Source organism: Gordonia hydrophobica NBRC 16057 (assembly GCF_001592365.1).
Taxonomy (GTDB): Bacteria; Actinomycetota; Actinomycetes; order Mycobacteriales; family Mycobacteriaceae; genus Gordonia; species Gordonia hydrophobica.
This window is the reverse complement of record NZ_BCWU01000004.1, coordinates 224,769-240,655: the sequence shown is the minus strand read 5'-3', so window position 1 is coordinate 240,655 and position 15,887 is coordinate 224,769. Positions and strand designations below refer to the sequence as shown.

The 15,887-nt window shown below is 69.8% G+C and carries 19 protein-coding genes; 17 read left to right on the top strand and 2 right to left on the bottom strand.

What is annotated here, in order from left to right; all coding sequences use genetic code 11:
* Nucleotide 1 precedes the first annotated feature (1 nt).
* Nucleotides 2-529, bottom strand: coding sequence for a YceI family protein (locus GH2_RS08925; RefSeq protein ID WP_066166586.1), 528 nt, complete (start codon nt 527-529; stop codon nt 2-4).
* 206 nt (nt 530-735) lie between these two features.
* Here GH2_RS08925 and rplM point away from each other — a divergent pair, with 206 nt between their 5' ends.
* The 16 genes from rplM to groES all read left to right on the top strand — a co-directional run bounded on the left by rplM (nt 736) and on the right by groES (nt 14,233).
* Nucleotides 736-1,179: a 50S ribosomal protein L13 gene (rplM, locus tag GH2_RS08920; protein WP_066166096.1), complete on the top strand. Its 444-nt coding sequence runs from the start codon at nt 736-738 to the stop codon at nt 1,177-1,179.
* Nucleotides 1,176-1,697, top strand: a complete 522-nt coding sequence (gene rpsI / locus GH2_RS08915; RefSeq protein ID WP_084247394.1) for a 30S ribosomal protein S9 — start codon at nt 1,176-1,178, stop codon at nt 1,695-1,697. The genes rplM and rpsI overlap by 4 nt, the downstream gene beginning before the upstream one ends.
* 14 nt (nt 1,698-1,711) lie before the next feature.
* A complete protein-coding gene (gene glmM / locus GH2_RS08910) occupies nt 1,712-3,040 on the top strand; it encodes a phosphoglucosamine mutase (protein ID WP_066166092.1) in 1,329 nt (442 codons plus the stop codon).
* Nucleotides 3,041-3,127: 87 nt separating this feature from the next.
* On the top strand, nt 3,128-3,448 hold the full coding sequence (locus tag GH2_RS08905; protein WP_066166089.1) for a hypothetical protein: 321 nt from the start codon (nt 3,128-3,130) through the stop codon (nt 3,446-3,448).
* Nucleotides 3,436-4,059, top strand: a complete 624-nt coding sequence (locus GH2_RS08900) for a hypothetical protein (RefSeq protein WP_066166085.1) — start codon at nt 3,436-3,438, stop codon at nt 4,057-4,059. Before GH2_RS08905 ends, GH2_RS08900 begins: the two co-directional genes overlap by 13 nt.
* Nucleotides 4,056-4,298: a hypothetical protein gene (locus tag GH2_RS08895; protein ID WP_066166082.1), complete on the top strand. Its 243-nt coding sequence runs from the start codon at nt 4,056-4,058 to the stop codon at nt 4,296-4,298. Before GH2_RS08900 ends, GH2_RS08895 begins: the two co-directional genes overlap by 4 nt.
* 170 nt (nt 4,299-4,468) lie before the next feature.
* Nucleotides 4,469-5,371: an alpha/beta hydrolase family protein gene (locus tag GH2_RS08890; protein ID WP_066166079.1), complete on the top strand. Its 903-nt coding sequence runs from the start codon at nt 4,469-4,471 to the stop codon at nt 5,369-5,371.
* Nucleotides 5,372-5,388: 17 nt separating this feature from the next.
* The gene (gene glmS / locus GH2_RS08885) at nt 5,389-7,251 is read left to right on the top strand and encodes a glutamine--fructose-6-phosphate transaminase (isomerizing) (RefSeq protein ID WP_066166076.1); all 1,863 of its coding nucleotides are present in this window, start codon (nt 5,389-5,391) and stop codon (nt 7,249-7,251) included.
* A gap of 14 nt (nt 7,252-7,265) precedes the next feature.
* On the top strand, nt 7,266-8,693 hold the full coding sequence (locus GH2_RS08880; RefSeq protein ID WP_066166073.1) for a bifunctional ADP-dependent NAD(P)H-hydrate dehydratase/NAD(P)H-hydrate epimerase: 1,428 nt from the start codon (nt 7,266-7,268) through the stop codon (nt 8,691-8,693).
* Nucleotides 8,694-8,698: 5 nt separating this feature from the next.
* The gene (alr, locus tag GH2_RS08875; RefSeq protein ID WP_066166070.1) at nt 8,699-9,856 is read left to right on the top strand and encodes an alanine racemase; all 1,158 of its coding nucleotides are present in this window, start codon (nt 8,699-8,701) and stop codon (nt 9,854-9,856) included.
* Complete coding sequence (locus tag GH2_RS08870; RefSeq protein WP_239588588.1) at nt 9,849-11,078, top strand: alpha/beta fold hydrolase; 1,230 nt, start codon at nt 9,849-9,851, stop codon at nt 11,076-11,078. The genes alr and GH2_RS08870 overlap by 8 nt, the downstream gene beginning before the upstream one ends.
* Nucleotides 11,071-11,520, top strand: coding sequence for a tRNA (adenosine(37)-N6)-threonylcarbamoyltransferase complex ATPase subunit type 1 TsaE (gene tsaE, locus GH2_RS08865; RefSeq protein WP_066166067.1), 450 nt, complete (start codon nt 11,071-11,073; stop codon nt 11,518-11,520). Before GH2_RS08870 ends, tsaE begins: the two co-directional genes overlap by 8 nt.
* Nucleotides 11,517-12,275, top strand: a complete 759-nt coding sequence (gene tsaB, locus GH2_RS08860; protein WP_066166575.1) for a tRNA (adenosine(37)-N6)-threonylcarbamoyltransferase complex dimerization subunit type 1 TsaB — start codon at nt 11,517-11,519, stop codon at nt 12,273-12,275. The genes tsaE and tsaB overlap by 4 nt, the downstream gene beginning before the upstream one ends.
* Nucleotides 12,272-12,757 carry a ribosomal protein S18-alanine N-acetyltransferase gene (gene rimI, locus GH2_RS08855; RefSeq protein ID WP_066166064.1) on the top strand — a complete coding sequence of 162 codons (486 nt, stop codon included), beginning with the start codon at nt 12,272-12,274 and terminating at the stop codon, nt 12,755-12,757. The genes tsaB and rimI overlap by 4 nt, the downstream gene beginning before the upstream one ends.
* Complete coding sequence (gene tsaD / locus GH2_RS08850; protein WP_066166061.1) at nt 12,754-13,782, top strand: tRNA (adenosine(37)-N6)-threonylcarbamoyltransferase complex transferase subunit TsaD; 1,029 nt, start codon at nt 12,754-12,756, stop codon at nt 13,780-13,782. The genes rimI and tsaD overlap by 4 nt, the downstream gene beginning before the upstream one ends.
* A 154-nt stretch (nt 13,783-13,936) precedes the next feature.
* Nucleotides 13,937-14,233, top strand: a complete 297-nt coding sequence (gene groES, locus GH2_RS08845; protein WP_066166059.1) for a co-chaperone GroES — start codon at nt 13,937-13,939, stop codon at nt 14,231-14,233.
* Between the two features lie 83 nt (nt 14,234-14,316).
* On the opposite strand, the gene GH2_RS08840 is transcribed toward groES, so the two are convergent.
* Entirely contained in the window at nt 14,317-14,649 is a 333-nt protein-coding gene (locus GH2_RS08840) for a WhiB family transcriptional regulator (RefSeq protein ID WP_066166056.1), read from the bottom strand.
* 369 nt (nt 14,650-15,018) lie between these two features.
* Between GH2_RS08840 and GH2_RS08835 the strand changes: the two genes are divergently transcribed.
* Nucleotides 15,019-15,843, top strand: coding sequence for a hypothetical protein (locus tag GH2_RS08835; RefSeq protein WP_066166052.1), 825 nt, complete (start codon nt 15,019-15,021; stop codon nt 15,841-15,843).
* The last annotated feature ends 44 nt before the right edge of the window (nt 15,844-15,887 follow it).

Here is a 15,887-nt window from a genome sequence, read left to right as displayed (position 1 = left end):
GTCACCGGGGGAGCGTCGCCTCCAACGCGACGACCACCTCGTCGGCGACCTTCAACGCGCCCATCATCAGCGAGTACGGTTTCACGCCGAAATCGGTCTGCACGACGGGAGACTCGCCGCGGACGACGGCGTCGTCGGAGTCCACGTCGACGGTGTGCTTGCGGGTGGTACCGCCGATGGCCAGCTCGCCCACTAGGCGGTATCCGTCGTCGAGTGGAGTGACTTGATCGGCGGTGAAGACGATCTCGGGGTGGCGCGACGAGCCCAACGACTTGAGCGCGTTGGTGCGGGCGACGAGTCGCTCCGGCGCGGTCATCGGTGTCAGGCCGCCCTCGCCGGAGAGCACCTGCAGTGACTCGACGTCGACGGTCAGGGTGACGGACGCGGGGGCGTCGTCGATCACGACGACCGCGCGCCACCGCTCGAATCCGATCGTGAGACGGTGTCCGGTACGGGCGGCTCTGCCGGTGACGCCGGTGCGGAGCGTGAGGGTGCCGTCGTCGGGGCCGAGTTCCACCTGTCTGCTCATGGTGTCAACCATACGGACCGGTGCGGTCGGCTCCCGGCGGCGCAGACCGGGCGACGTCGTCGCGTTTTGACCGAGCACCACCCGTCCGCGTAATCTGGATCGCTGGTGCGCTCGCGTTCTCCGAGCTCCCGGGTCCCCACTGGTCGCCGGGAGGCCAACTCTGCGTGTGCACCCGACCAGCAGCAAACGAACAAGTGAGGACTCCTGTGCCTACCTACACCCCGAAGGCCGGTGACGTGACCCGCGAGTGGTACGTCATCGACGCCACCGACGTGGTGCTCGGCCGCCTCGCCGTTGCGAGCGCGAACCTGCTCCGCGGCAAGGGCAAGCCCACCTACGCCCCGCACGTCGACGGCGGCGACTACGTCGTCATCATCAACGCGGAGAAGGTCGCCGTCAGCGGCAACAAGCTGACCGACAAGCGTCTCTACCGTCATTCGGGTCACCCGGGTGGCCTGAAGTCCCAGTCTGTCGGCGAGCTCCTGGCGAGCAAGCCCGAGCGTGTCATCGAGAGCGCCGTCAAGGGCATGCTCCCGAAGAACAAGCTGGGCAACGCCATCGCAGGCAAGCTCAAGGTCTACGCGGGCGCCGACCACCCGCACGCCGCGCAGAAGCCGGTCAACTACGAGATCAAGCAGGTGGCCCAGTGAGCGACAACAACCTGAACGACGTCGACGTCGAGGTCATCGAAGACGAGACGTTGAGCGAAGACGGCAGCTACACCACCGAGTCGGTCGAGGCCGCCCCGGCCGAGACCAGCTCGCGCGGACCGGTCGTCCTCGACGCGCCGGTCCAGACCGTGGGTCGCCGCAAGGAAGCCATCGTTCGTGTGCGCCTGGTGCCGGGCACCGGTGAGTTCACCCTCAACGGCCGCACTCTCGAGAACTACTTCCCGAACAAGGTTCACCAGCAGCTCATCAAGGCTCCGCTGGAGACCGTCGAGCGCATCGACGCGTTCGACATCCACGCACGCCTCTCCGGCGGCGGCCCCTCCGGCCAGGCAGGCGCCCTGCGTCTGGCCATCGCCCGCGGTCTCATCGAGGTCAGCCCCGAGGATCGTCCGGCACTGAAGAAGGCAGGCTTCCTGACCCGCGACGCGCGCGCGGTGGAGCGCAAGAAGTACGGCCTGAAGAAGGCCCGCAAGGCTTCGCAGTACAGCAAGCGCTGATCGCTTCGGATACTGTGGCTCGCCTTTTCGGCACCGACGGCGTCCGAGGCCGGGCCAACGACCAACTCACTGCAGAGTTGGCGTTGGCTCTGGCCTCGGCCGCCGTTTCCGTTCTCGGTGCACATGCGCACACCCGTCCCCGCGTCGTCGTCGGCCGCGATCCGCGTGCTTCCGGTGAATTCCTGGAAGCCGCGCTGTGCGCCGGCCTGGCCGCTGCGGGGGCCGACGCCATTCGTGTCGGGGTGGTCCCGACGCCCGCGGTGGCGTTCTTGACCGCCGATTACCAGGCGGACTTCGGCGTGATGATCTCCGCGTCGCACAACCCGATGCCCGACAACGGCATCAAGTTCTTCGCGGCGGGCGGACACAAGCTGCCCGACGACGTCGAAGACGCGATCGAGGCCGCGATGGAGACTGAACAGGTGCGTCCGATCGGCGCCGCCGTCGGTCGGATCGTCGACGCGCCCGATGCTGTCGACCGCTACCTGGCGCATCTCGCGTCTGCCGTCCCCACGGCGCTCGACGGTCTGACCGTGGTCGTCGACTGCGCCCACGGGGCGGCGTCGGTGGTGGGACCGCGGGCGTACGAGGCCGCAGGCGCCAAGGTCATCGCGATCCACGCCGATCCCGACGGACTCAACATCAACGACGACTGCGGTTCCACTCACATGGGCAAGCTGCAGGCCGCCGTCCTCGAGCACGGCGCCGACCTGGGTCTGGCCCACGACGGCGACGCCGACCGCTGCCTGGCGGTGGACTCCACCGGCGCGGTGGTGGACGGCGACATGATCATGGCGGTGCTCGCGCTGGCCATGCACGAGGCGGGCGACCTCACCGACGGTGTGCTGGTCGCGACCGTGATGAGCAACCTCGGGCTGCATTTGGCGATGAAGGCCGCGGGCATCAAGCTCAAGGTGACCGGCGTCGGCGACCGCTATGTTCTCGAGGAGCTCCGCGCGGGCGGCTATGCGCTCGGCGGTGAGCAGTCGGGCCATATCGTGGTCCCGGCCGTCGGCACCACCGGCGACGGAGTCCTGACCGGACTGCTGTTGGCCTCCCGGATCGCGGCCACGGGCAAGCGGTTGGCCGATCTCGCAGGCGTCATGACCGTGCTGCCCCAGGAACTGATCAATGTGCCGGTGACCGACAAGCATGCGGTGTCCGCGGCGTCGACGGTGCTCGCCGCCGTCGCCGAAGCCGAGACCGAACTCGACGGTCAGGGTCGCATCCTGCTGCGTCCCTCGGGAACCGAGCAACTGGTCCGCGTGATGGTGGAAGCACAGACGCACGAGTCCGCGCGCGGCATCGCCGAGCGCGTCGCGGCGGTCGTCGCAGGCGTCTGATCGCCGACGAACGGTGGTCTCCGGACGGAATCCACCGTTCCTCGGCGTGTCGCGGAACCGAAGTGGACGCTGCTGCGTCCAATCATCATGAGCACGGACGATGATGCCGGAATCTGCGTCGACCTCGAAGCGGTCGCCGAGACCACGCGTGCACAGCAGCAGATCGCCACGGTGGTCGGCGACTGTGCTGCCGCGCTGACGTCCGACGATCTGTGTCGATGGGCCGACGACGGTCCGATCCGCCGATCCGCGGATCGGACCGCCGAGCACTTACGGGATCTCGCGAGCCGATTCCGCAGCTGCGGCATCGCGGTCGACGCCGTCGCCGACGACCTCGCACGGGCCGGGTACGCCCTGTCCGACGCCGAAGAGGCCGCGACGAGGGCGGTGACCGCATGGACGCGGTGACCTCGTGCGCGGACGGCTTCGTCGCGCTGATCACGGTGTGCCGCGAACTGAGTCTGACCGGAGTCGACGATCAGACCGTCCGACAGCCACACGCCCGGATCGACGAGTTCCGGCACACCGAGTTCTCGCAGGATGCGCAGCGTCTCGCCGGGCTGGTGCGCAATCTGGTCGGCGTCGCCGTCGTGGACCGGCCGGCGGCGTCGCCGGTCGCGGACTGGACCGGACGGTCCGGGCGTTCGGCGGGCGGCGCGCTGCGGGTCGTCGGTGCCGAACTCGCCGACCTGTTCGTTCGCCTGGACGACGGCGCTGCGGCGACGGCTCAGGCCGATCTGGTGATCGGCGAGGTGCTGCACCGACACCGCGCCGTGCTGGACACGGTGAGCCGCCCGCAACTGAGCGGCTTCGATCTGGAAGCCCTTCCCGCAGCGCTGAACTCGGGCGCGGTGAGTCCGCACGCGCTGCGCGGCGAGGTCCAGGCGCGGCTGGACTACGCGCAATCGGCAGGGGAGCTGGCCGGTCGAGCGATCGTCGACGCCGTCGCTCAGGTCGCGGCCGCATGGTCCGCCCAGGTGGTCTCCGAAGGAGAACTGGCGTTGGCGGACCTGCGATGACGGCGGCAATGCAGCGACTCGACGAGATCGCGGAGCGGGCCGACCTCGGTTTCGACGACGCCGCCCGCCGGTATCGGGACCGGATATCGGCGGTTCGTGCGCCGCTGAGGCCGGAGCGGAGCGAGGTGCGACGGCTCCGCGCACGGCTCGTTGCCGACGTCGAGGCGGCGGAGGTGGTCGTTCCGCAGCTGCTTCTGCCCGCGGGACTGGACGCCGCGCGACCGGGTGTGCGGCGGTGACCCAGCCCGCGGCGGTCTCGATGCGCTCCTTCGTCGCTTACTCGACCAGCGTGGGCGGCGCTCCTTCGTCGCTTACTCGACCGGCGTGGGGGCGCTCCTTCGTCGCTTACTCGACCAGCGGGGGAGCGTGTGGCGGCGTGGCGGGCGGGGCAATGCCATAGGGTGGACTCGTGTTCGGGAAAAAGAAGGTCGTGGCGCCGCCGCCCGACAAGCTGATGAAAGAACTCGCACGTCGCGGGCCCAACAAGGTCGATCGCGGCGACCTCGGGATCGTCGGCATGTCCGGTCAGTTGTTCGCGCCGCGGACCGGCCGCGACCTCCCCGCCGTCGCCTTCGGCCACGGCTGGCTCGTCGGCAGTGCTCGGTACCGTGACCTCCTCTTTCATCTCGCGTCGTGGGGCATCGTGGTCGCGGCGCCCGACGGCAGCCGCGGCCTGTTCCCGTCCGACATCGACCTCGGCACCGACCTGCGCGCCGCCGCGACCGTCGTCGGCAGCGTGCGACTCGGAACCGGCGCCATCACCGTCGACCCCGCCCGGATCGGGCTGGCCGGTCACGGTTTCGGCGCCGCGGCCGCAGTCCGCGCAGCGTCGGACGCGATCCTGCTCGGACGGCCGCCGATCCGGGTGAAGGCCCTCGCGAGTGTGTTTCCGGCGCCCACCACCGCCGATCTGAACGCGGCGGCGTCGACCGTCACGGTCGGGTCGCTGGTCCTGGCGGGATCGGCGCACCTGGCGTCGATGACCGGCAATGCGCTCGACCTGGCCGAGAACCTGGCGGGCGACGTAGCGTTGCGCACACTCGCCGACGCCGAGGCGAGCGATCTGCTCGAGACGCCGTCGATCCGTTCACTGATCGGCGTCAACGGGGCCGACAAGGCCGTGCACAAGGCCGTCCGCGCTCAGCTGACCGGCTTCTTCCTGCATCGACTGACCGGCGACGAGAAGTACGCGGCGTTCTCCGACCCCGAGGTCACGATGGGCGAGTCGGCCGCCATCGACGTGCCGAACGAGACGAGACCGGAATTGGACACCGTGTCGCAGTTGCTCGGCTCTAAACCACGCTCCGCCTGACGCTATTCTTGGTACCCATGTGTGGAATCGTGGGATATGTGGGCAAGCGCGATGCGCTCGACATCGTCGTCGACGCCCTGCGCCGAATGGAATACCGCGGCTACGACTCCGCGGGTGTGGCGATCCTCGACGGGCGGGGCTCGCTGGCCGTCGAGAAGAAGGCCGGGCGGCTGGAGAACCTCGACAAGCAGATCGCGGAAGTCGGTGCGGACAGCCTGACCGGCACCACCGGCATGGGGCACACGCGGTGGGCGACGCACGGTCAGCCGACCGACCGGAACGCCCACCCGCACGTCAGCTCCGATCAGAAGACCGCGGTGGTGCACAACGGCATCATCGAGAACTATGCGCCGCTGCGCGCCGAACTGGAGCACTCGGGCATCGAGTTCTCGTCGGACACCGACACCGAGACCGCCGTGCACCTCATGGAGCGCGAGTACGCCTCCGGTGAGCACGCCGGCGACTTCGTCGCCTCCGCCTACGCCACGCTGCGCCGCCTGGAGGGTGCGTTCACGCTGGTGTTCACCCACGCCGATCACCCGGACACCATCGTCGCGGCACGTCGGTCGACCCCACTCGTGGTCGGCGTCGGCGACGGCGAGATGTTCGTCGCGTCGGACGTCACCGCCTTCATCGAGCACACCCGTGACGCCGTGGAACTCGGTCAGGACGAGGTCGTGGTGATCACCGCCGACAGCTACACCGTCACCGACTTCGACCAGAACCCGACCGGCGGCAAACCGTTCCACATCGACTGGGACCTGGCGGCCGCCGAGAAGGGCGGCTACGACTACTTCATGCTCAAGGAGATCGCCGAACAGCCGGCCGCGCTCTCCGACACCCTCCTCGGGCACCTGCAGGACGGACGCATCGTGCTCGACGAGCAGCGCCTGTCCGACCAGGACCTGCGCGACGTCGACAAGGTCTTCGTCGTCGCGTGCGGCACCGCGTATCACGCGGGCATGATCGCCAAGTACGCGATCGAGCACTGGACCCGCCTGCCCGTCGAGGTGGAGTTGGCCAGCGAGTTCCGGTACCGGGACCCGGTCCTGGACCGCTCGACGCTGGTGGTCGCGATCAGCCAGTCCGGCGAGACCGCGGACACCCTCGAGGCGGTCCGCCACGCCAAGGACCAGAAGGCGCGCGTCCTGGCGATCTGCAACACCAACGGGGCACAGATCCCGCGGGAGTCCGACGCGGTGCTGTACACCCACGCCGGACCGGAGATCGGTGTCGCCTCCACCAAGTGCTTCCTCGCGCAGATCGCCGCCGCCTACATGGTCGGCCTCGCGTTGGCCCAGGCCGTCGGCACCAAGTATCAGGACGAGGTGGTCCGCGAGTTCGAGGCCCTCGAACAGATCCCGCAGGCCGTCGAGACGGTCCTGGAGCAGATGGAACCGGTCCGCGACCTGGCCCGGTCGTTCGCGTCGTCGGACACCGTCCTGTTCCTGGGACGCCACGTCGGCTACCCGGTCGCCCTCGAGGGCGCGCTCAAACTCAAGGAACTCGCCTACATCCACGCGGAGGGCTTCGCGGCAGGAGAACTCAAGCACGGGCCCATCGCGCTCATCGAAGACGGCCTGCCCGTCATCATCGTGATGCCCTCGCCGGTCGGTCGGGCCCTGCTGCACTCCAAGATGGTCAGCAACATCCGAGAGATCCAGGCGCGCGGCGCCACCACGATCGTGATCGCCGAACCGGACGACGAGGCCGCCGCCGCGGTCGCCGATCACCTGATCCCGATTCCGGCCACCCCGACGCTGCTGCAGCCGCTGGTCTCGACCGTGCCGCTGCAGGTGTTCGCGGCGACCGTCGCCCAGTCGCGCGGCTACGACGTCGACAAGCCGCGTAACCTCGCCAAGTCCGTCACCGTCGAATAGCAGCCGGAGGCACCGTGATCGGCTACTACACCGCGGCGCAGATCCGGGCCGCCGAGGAGGCGACCGGTGCGCTGTTGACGAGCGGCGTGCTGATGGCGCGGGCGGCGAACGCCCTCGCCGGCGCCGTCCTGAGCCGACTCCGCACCGACACCGGCGGGGTCTACGGCAGGCGGGTGCTGCTGGTGGTGGGCGCGGGCAACAACGGTGGTGACGCGCTGTACGCGGGCGCGCACCTGGCTCGACGCGGCGTCGCCGTCGCCGCGATCCTGCTGAACCCCGACCGCACGCACCGCGACGAGCTCGCCGCGCTGCGCCGAGCGGGCGGGCAGATCGTGAGCGCGGTGCCATCCACGGTCGATGTCGCCGTCGACGCCGTCGTGGGACTGGGCGGCCGCGGGCCACTGCGCCCGGCGGCCGCGCAGATCTTCGACGACGTCGCCGCGCGCCGCGCGACCGTCGTGTCGGTGGACCTGCCGTCCGGGATCGACCCCGACACCGGTGTGGTCAACGAGCCGTCCGTACGGGCCGACGTCAGCGTCACCTTCGGCGCGCCGCGGATCGCTCACCTCCTGGCCGCGCCGCGCTGCGGGGACCTGGTGGTCGCCGACATCGGTCTCGACCTGCCCGAACCGTCGCTGACCACGCCGAGCGACGCCGACGTCGCGCACGCGTGGCCGCTTCCCGGCCCGCACGACGACAAGTACAGCCAGGGCGTGGTCGGCATCGTCGCGGGATCGCGCCACTATCCGGGGGCGGCGGTCCTCGCGACATCGGCGGCGGTGACCGCCACGTCCGGCCTGACCCGGTATGCCGGACCGGCCACCGCCGAGGTGCTCGCGGCCTGTCCCGAGGTGGTCGCCTCACCGACCGTCGGCACCTCCGGACGCGTGCAGGCCTGGGCCGTCGGGCCCGGATTCGGCACGGGTGACAAGGCCCACGCCATCCTGGCCACTGTGCTCTCGGCCGATCTGCCGACGGTGATAGACGCAGACGGCATCACGGTTCTGGCTCGGCATCGCGAGCTCCTCGACGGGCGGACCGCGCCGACCCTCCTGACACCGCACGCCGGTGAATTCGAACGTCTCGCCGGCCGCAGACCCGACGCCGACCGGCTGTCGGCAGTCCGTGCACTGGCCGCGGACTTGGGAGCGACGGTGCTGCTCAAGGGGCGGATCACGCTGGTCGCCGATCCCGACGGTCAGGTCAGCGGCAACGACGCGGAGTCGTCGTGGGCGGCCACCGCCGGTGCGGGCGATGTGCTCACGGGCATCGCGGGCGCGCTCCTCGCGGCGGGCCTGCCCGCCCGATTCGCGGGGGTCGCCGCCGCCCGCGTTCACGCCCGCGCGGCCGAATCGGCCAGCGGCGGAGCCCCGATCGGGGCGTCGCGGTTGCGCGACGCGGTCGCTCCTGCGCTGCGCGAGCTTCTGCGTTTGCGACAATAGGAGCGATGGAATCGCACGCCAACCTCTACGCCACAGTCGACCTCGGGGCCGTCGCCCATAACGTCGGCGTCTTGCGCGACCGGTCACGCAGTGATGTGATCGCCGTCGTCAAGGCAGACGGCTACGCACACGGCGCCGTCCCGGTGGGCCGAACCGCACTGGCGGCGGGCGCCGTCGCTCTCGGCGTCGCACAGCTCTGCGAGGCAAGGCAGCTGCGCGCCGGTGGCGTCGACAGTCACCTGATCGCCTGGTTGCACACCGAGGAGACCGATTTCGCGGGAGGCATCGCTGACGACGTCGACATCGCCGTCTCCTCCCCGCGACAACTGCAGCGCGTGATCGACGCCGCACGCAGCACCGGGCGCACCGCGACCGTCTCGGTGAAGCTCGACACCGGGCTCGCCCGCAGCGGCGTCAGTCCCGACGAGTGGGAGGCCACCGCCGACCTGCTGGCCGCCGCCGTCGCCGAGGGAGCCGTGCGGCTGTCCGGTGTCATGTGCCACCTGGCCTTCGGTGACGAGCCCGACCACCCGATGAACTCGGTGCAGTCCGCGCGGGTGGACGCGGCCGTCGCCGACCTGGCACGCAAGGGCCTGACTCCCGAACTCGTGCACATCGCGAACTCGCCCGCCGCGCTGACCCGGCCCGATCTGGCCCATGACGCCGTCCGACCGGGCTTGTCGGTCTACGGCTATTCGCCGGTGCCCGACCTCGGCGACTTCGGACTGATCCCGGCGATGACATTGGAGACCAGCATCTCGTTGACCAAGAAGGTCTCCGCGGGCCAAGGCGTCTCCTACAACCACACGTGGATCGCACCGCACAGCACCGTGCTCGGGGTGGTGCCCGCCGGCTACGCCGACGGGGTGCCGCGGGCCCTGTCCGGTCGTCTCGAGGTGCTGATCAACGGCCGCCTGTTTCCGAACGTCGGCCGGATCTGCATGGACCAGCTGGTGGTCGACCTCGGCCCGGACGGCGGAGGCGTCTCCGAAGGCGATCGCGCCGTCCTGTTCGGCTCGCCGGCGGCGGATCGGGCGCCGGTCCCGTCCGCCAAGGACTGGGCCGACGGCTGCGGAACCATCGACTACGAGATCATCTCGCGCATCGGCTCTCGAGCCGTCCGTCGCTACGTGAACGATCCGCTGGGGGAGACGCATGGCTAGGAAGAGCCGAAAACAGTCGGCAACGATGCATTCGGTACCGGTGAAATCGGTACCGGCGGCGAAACCGGGCCCGGCGCCGAAGCCGGTGCCGCGGTGGCGTTCCGGCCTCACCGAGGTGGGTGCGCTGGGCGCGGCAGCGGCCGGTCGCCGGACGCATCGGAAGACGCGGGGGCGACCGGACCCGAACGCCGGCGTCGACTTCACCGCGATCTACGCGGGCGAGGTCGCGACGGTGACGGCGGACGACGGCGTCTCACTCGCCGTCCGGACAGTCCTGACCGGTGGTACGAAGGCGAACGGCGACGAGGCCAAGTGGGGACGGACCGCGACCCCCGAGCTCACGGTGATCTTCGTCCACGGTTTCACGCTGCGCATGGCGTCGTGGCATTTTCAGCGGTTCGGCCTCGCCGAACGCTGGGCCGATCGCAACATCAAGCTGGTCTTCTACGACCAGCGCGGCCACGGCGCCAGCGACGCGGCGCCCGACGAGAGTTGCACCATGGCGCAGCTCGGCGACGACCTCGCTGCGGTGATTCGCACCATGGCGCCCACCGGTCCCGTTGTCCTCGTCGGCCACTCGATGGGCGGCATGTCGGTCATGTCGTTGGCGCGCAGGCATTCTCGGTTGTTCTCGCACAGCGGCCGCATCGCCGGCGTCGCCCTGGTCTCGACTGCCGCCCGGGGCATCACCGAGGCGGGTCTCGGCGAGGGCCTCAACAATCCGATCGTCAGCGCGCTGCAGATCTCGGTGAAGTACGTCCCGAAGGCCGTCCAGGCCGGTCGCGGCATCACCCGCCGCGCCGTCGAACCGGTTCTCATCGCGGCGAGCTTCGGCAAGGACTTTCACAGCCCGGCCGTAGGCCGAGCCGTCGAGAAGATGATCCAGAACACGCCGATCGCCACCATGGTCAACTTTCTGCGCGTGCTCTCCAGCCACGACGAGGCGACGGCGCTGCCGGTGCTCGCCCAGGTGCCGTCGGTGGTCCTGTGCGGCGACGAGGATCGCCTCACCCCGATTCACAACTCGTTGAACATGTACGCGCAGTTGGGTGACGACGCCCGCCTGGTGATCGCCGAGGGCTGTGGACACATGCTGCCGATGGAGGACCCGGAGGCGGTCAACGACGCCGTCGACGACCTCGTCACGCGGTCGCGGCTGGCGCTCGGCCGACCGATGATGCCCTGGCGCGGTCGACGCAGCAAGGCGGCCGCTCGTGGCTGACCGGACCGCAGGCTCGCGCGACCTTCCCGACGTCGCGGACACCGAAGCACTCGGCCACGAGTTCGCGACCATGCTCCGGCCGGGCGACCTGGTGATCCTCGACGGCCCGCTCGGTGCGGGGAAGACCGCCTTGACGCGCGGGATCGCTGCGGGGCTCGGCGTCCGCGGACGGGTGTCGTCGCCCACCTTCATCATCGCCCGCCAGCATTCGGCCGGCCCCGACGGCGGCCCGGGCCTGGTGCACGTGGACGCGTACCGCCTCGGCGGATTGGACGATCTGGACGCCCTGGACCTCGACACCGACCTGGACGACAGCGTGGTCGTGGTGGAATGGGGAGAAGGCGTCGTCGAGCGACTCGTCGACGAGTACTTGATCGTCCGCCTACGACGCGACGACGACAGCGAGACGCGTCACGCGACGTGGGAGTGGGTGAATCGGTGACCGGGCAGGACCGAACTGGGGCTGGAGACACCGGCCGCCCGCAGCGGGTGTTGGTGATCGACACCGCCACGTCGGCGGTCGTCACCGGCGTGGTCGAGATGTCGTCGGACGGCGACGCCACCGCACTCGCCGAGCGGATCGTCGCCGATCAGCGGAGGCACGCCGAGATCCTCACCAGTTTGATGCGTGACGTGCTCGCCGACGCCGGCGTCACCGGCGCCGACCTCGACGCGGTGGTCGTCGGCTGCGGCCCGGGACCGTTCACCGGACTCCGGGTCGGCATGGCGACCGGCTCGGCGTATGCGGATGCGCTCGGGATCCCCGCCTACGGGGTGTGCACGCTCGACGCGATCGACGGTGCGGCTCCCGTCGCCGGACCCGGCGCTCGACTCGTCCTCACCGACGCCCGCCGCCGCGAGGTGTACTGGGCGCTGTACGACGGTGGTCGACGGATCGCCGGACCCGGCGTCGACGCACCGGACACGCTGGTGGCGACATTGGCCGACACCGCGCTGATCGCCGTGCTGGGGGAGAGTCGCTTCACCGAACGGTTCGGATTCACCGGCGCCGAGCTCGTCACGCCCACGGCCGCAGCGCTGGCCGCGGTCGCCGCCGAGCAGGTCCGCGACGGTGCGCCCGCCGAGCCCTTGTCTCCTCTCTATCTGCGTCGGCCGGACGCGGTGGAGCTCAAGGACCAGAAGCGGAAGTCACTGCTGCCCGCCGCGTCTGATGATGTCGGGCGCAGCGTCCGGTGATCGATGCACTGACGCCGGACGACCTGGTGCGCTGCACCGAGATCGAGGCCGAACTCTTCGCTGCCGACTCGCCGTGGCCGCTCAGCGGCTTCGTCGCCGAGCTGCGCGCCGACCACAACACCTACGTCGCGGCACGTGTGCGCGCGGGCGGACCGGTCATCGGATACGCGGGCGTCAGCGTCCTCGGCCGTCCGGGCGACCACGAGTGCGAGGTCCACACCATCGCCGTCGAACCCGGGCATCAGGGCGAGGGCTATGGTCGAGCGCTGCTCGACGCGCTGCTCGACGTTGCCGATCAGGTGCACGCACCGGTATTCCTGGAGGTGCGCACCGACAACGATGCGGCCATCGCGCTCTATCAGCGCAACGGCTTCGAGGTCGTCGGAACCCGTCGCAACTACTATCAACCGTCCGGCGCGGACGCGTACACCATGGTGCGCGCCGCGCGGACCGCCGAGCCGGAAGGGCACGCTCAACCATGATCGTGATGGGCATCGAGAGCTCCTGCGACGAGACCGGCGTCGGCGTCGTCGAATGGGACGGCGGTCAGACCACGCTGCTCGCCGACGAGGTGGCGTCGAGCGTCGACGAGCACGCCCGCTACGGCGGCGTGGTCCCCGAGGTCGCCTCGCGCGCACATCTGCAGGCCGTCGTGCCCACGATGACCCGTGCCCGCGAGGCCGCGGGCATCGACCGACCCGACGCGATCGCGGTCACGATCGGACCGGGCCTGGCCGGCGCGCTGCTGGTCGGCGTCGCCGCGGCCAAGGCGTATGCGCTGGCCTGGGATGTGCCGCTGTACGCGGTGAATCACCTGGGCGGACACATCGCCGCCGACACGCTGGAGCACGGACCGATGCCGCCGGCCGTCGCGCTGCTGGTCTCGGGCGGCCACACCCACCTGCTGGGCGTCCAGGACTTGTCGCAGCCCATGGTCGAGATGGGGACGACGGTCGACGACGCGGCGGGGGAGGCCTTCGACAAGGTGGCTCGGCTGCTGGACCTCGGCTATCCCGGCGGGCCCGCACTGGATGCCGCAGCGCGAGACGGCGATCCCGAGGCGATCGCGTTTCCGCGCGGGATGACCGGCCCGCGCGATGCGCCGTTCGACTTCTCGTTCAGCGGACTCAAGACCGCCGTCGCCCGCTACGTGGAGCAGCGTGTCCGCGCGGGGCAGCCGGTGTCGGTACCGGACGTGGCCGCGTCGTTCCAAGAGGCGGTGGCCGACGTGCTGACCGCCAAGGCCTTGCGCGCGTGCGCCGAGCGTGACGTCGACACTCTGGTTCTGGGTGGCGGCGCCACGGCGAACTCGCGGATCCGCGCGCTGGCCGTCGAGCGCACCGCTGCCGCAGGCATCGATCTACGCGTGCCGAAGCCCCGTCTGTGCACCGACAACGGAGTGATGGTCGCGGCGCTCGGTGCGCACGTGATCGCCGGTGGAGCGCCGCCGTCGCCCCTCACCGTGGCGACCGACCCCGGGATGAGCGTGCAGATCAGTAAGCTCTGAGCGATTATCAGACCCATCCCTTGAGTGCTGGCACTCTCGTGGGTAGAGTGCTAGTTGGCTCCGAATGCAGCGCCGCGGCACCCGCGACGACGTGGCAACGCGATCCGGTGCCGCGAACTTTCAATCAGTGACATGAAGGAAAAGGACTGACATCGTGGCGAGCGTGAACATCAAGCCGCTTGAGGACAAGATCCTCGTTCAGGCCGTCGAGGCTGAGACCACCACCGCTTCCGGCCTGGTCATCCCCGACACGGCCAAGGAGAAGCCGCAGGAGGGCAAGGTCATCGCCGTGGGCGAAGGCCGCGTCACCGATCAGGGCACCCGTATCCCGGTCGACGTCAAGGAAGGCGACGTCGTCATCTACAGCAAGTACGGTGGCACCGAGGTCAAGTACGCAGGCCAGGAATACCTGATCCTGTCGGCTCGCGACATCCTCGCAGTGGTCGGCTGAGACCAGCCCCAGACACGAATCAGCCCCGGTTGAGTCTCTCAACCGGGGCTGATTCATATGCTCGGGTCGGGCCGCGCTGTAAGTCAGCCGGCCAGTCGCCGCGGGTTGCGGCGGCGCATCAGGTTCCGCTCGGACTCGGTGAGTCCGCCCCAGATGCCGTACGGTTCGTCGACGCTCAGCGCATGTGAACGGCACTGCATCAGCACGGGGCAGTCGGCGCAGACCTGCTTGGCCTGACGCTCGCGCTGCATCCGTGCGCGGCCGCGTTCCCCCTCGGGGTGGAAGAAGACCGAAGATTCAAGGCCGCGGCATTTGCCTTGCATCTGCCAGTTCCAGAAATCGGAGTTCGGGCCGGGCAGTCGGTCGATTGTCGTGGTCAATCTAGCTCCTGGGTGTGAGGCGTTTGTACCTGACATCGCTCACGGTATGTGGGTCGAGAAAAGCGAGTCAAACCAGGATTTGAGCGCCTTTCGCGGTCATTCACACGGCGGACATGAACAACAGATTTCGTGATCAAGACCACCCGCTGCCTGCGGTAATGCATTCTGGTGGCACAGCCGGGCGGGTTGACCTGCGTGAATATGGCGGCGGTGAGAGTCGGCCACGGCCTCCCGCGGAGCCGGTGCGGACCGGGGGTGGTGAGCGGCACGCACACAAAGGTTACTGATGGGCTAACAACAGCTGTCGTGACGGGCAATTCGGCCTTGCATTGATCATCGTTTGTTAGTCGAAATGAAATGTTCACCGTGAGCACAGAAGACGAAAGAAAGTGGGATGACCGACAGATGAGCGTATGGCAGGCGGCATTCGGGGTGGAGCCGGCCGAACCAGCACCCGTCGGCGCCGACCGCTGGGCGCGCGCCGTGGACCTCGGTGCGCGCGGTCGGGCGGCGGCGGCGCGGGCGATCGTCGCCGATCTCCTGCGCGACCCGCGCGTGCCCGACGAGATCCGAGCGCTGGCGTGCGCGACGCGGGCGTCGTTGACCAGACAGGCGGGTGGGCACGCTCTCGCGCGCGCCGACGACGGTGCCGGTGTGCGCGCTGCGACGGGCCTGCACGGGCGCTGGGGCGTCGCCGCGCGGCTCGATGCGCTGATCGGCCTCGCCGCCGACGGTCTCGGCATCGGCGCCTTCTCCGCGTCCGCGACACTGCTGGACCGTGCGGCCGCCGAGATGGCGGACGCCCCCGCGGCCATCGCTCAGGACTGGCTCTGCGTCGGGCGCCCCCGTCTCCGCTTGGCGTGGGTGCGGACCGAACTCGCCCTGTATTCCGGTGCTCCCGGTGCCGATCGCTGTGCGGCCGAGGCGATGGAACTGGCCGCCGCGGCCCCGTCGTCGCGGCATCGCATCAAGACCGACCTGATCGCCGCTGCGGCGAGCGCCGCCGCCGGCGACGTCGCGCATGCGGCGACCGAGGCGGAACGCCTGAGCGATGCATGTCGGGCCGCAGGGCTGCTGCCGCTGGAATGGGCGGCGCACACCATGCTCGCGGGGCTGCGACCTGGTCCGACCGCGAGCTCGGTCGCAGATCGGCTGCGCGGGGACATGGTGACGCTCGGCATGGCCTTCGAGCCCCTGCCGGGAACGACCGCTACGGATCGGTACGCTTGATCAATGACTGAACCACGGGAGCCGAGCGTCGTTCCGCAGTCAGT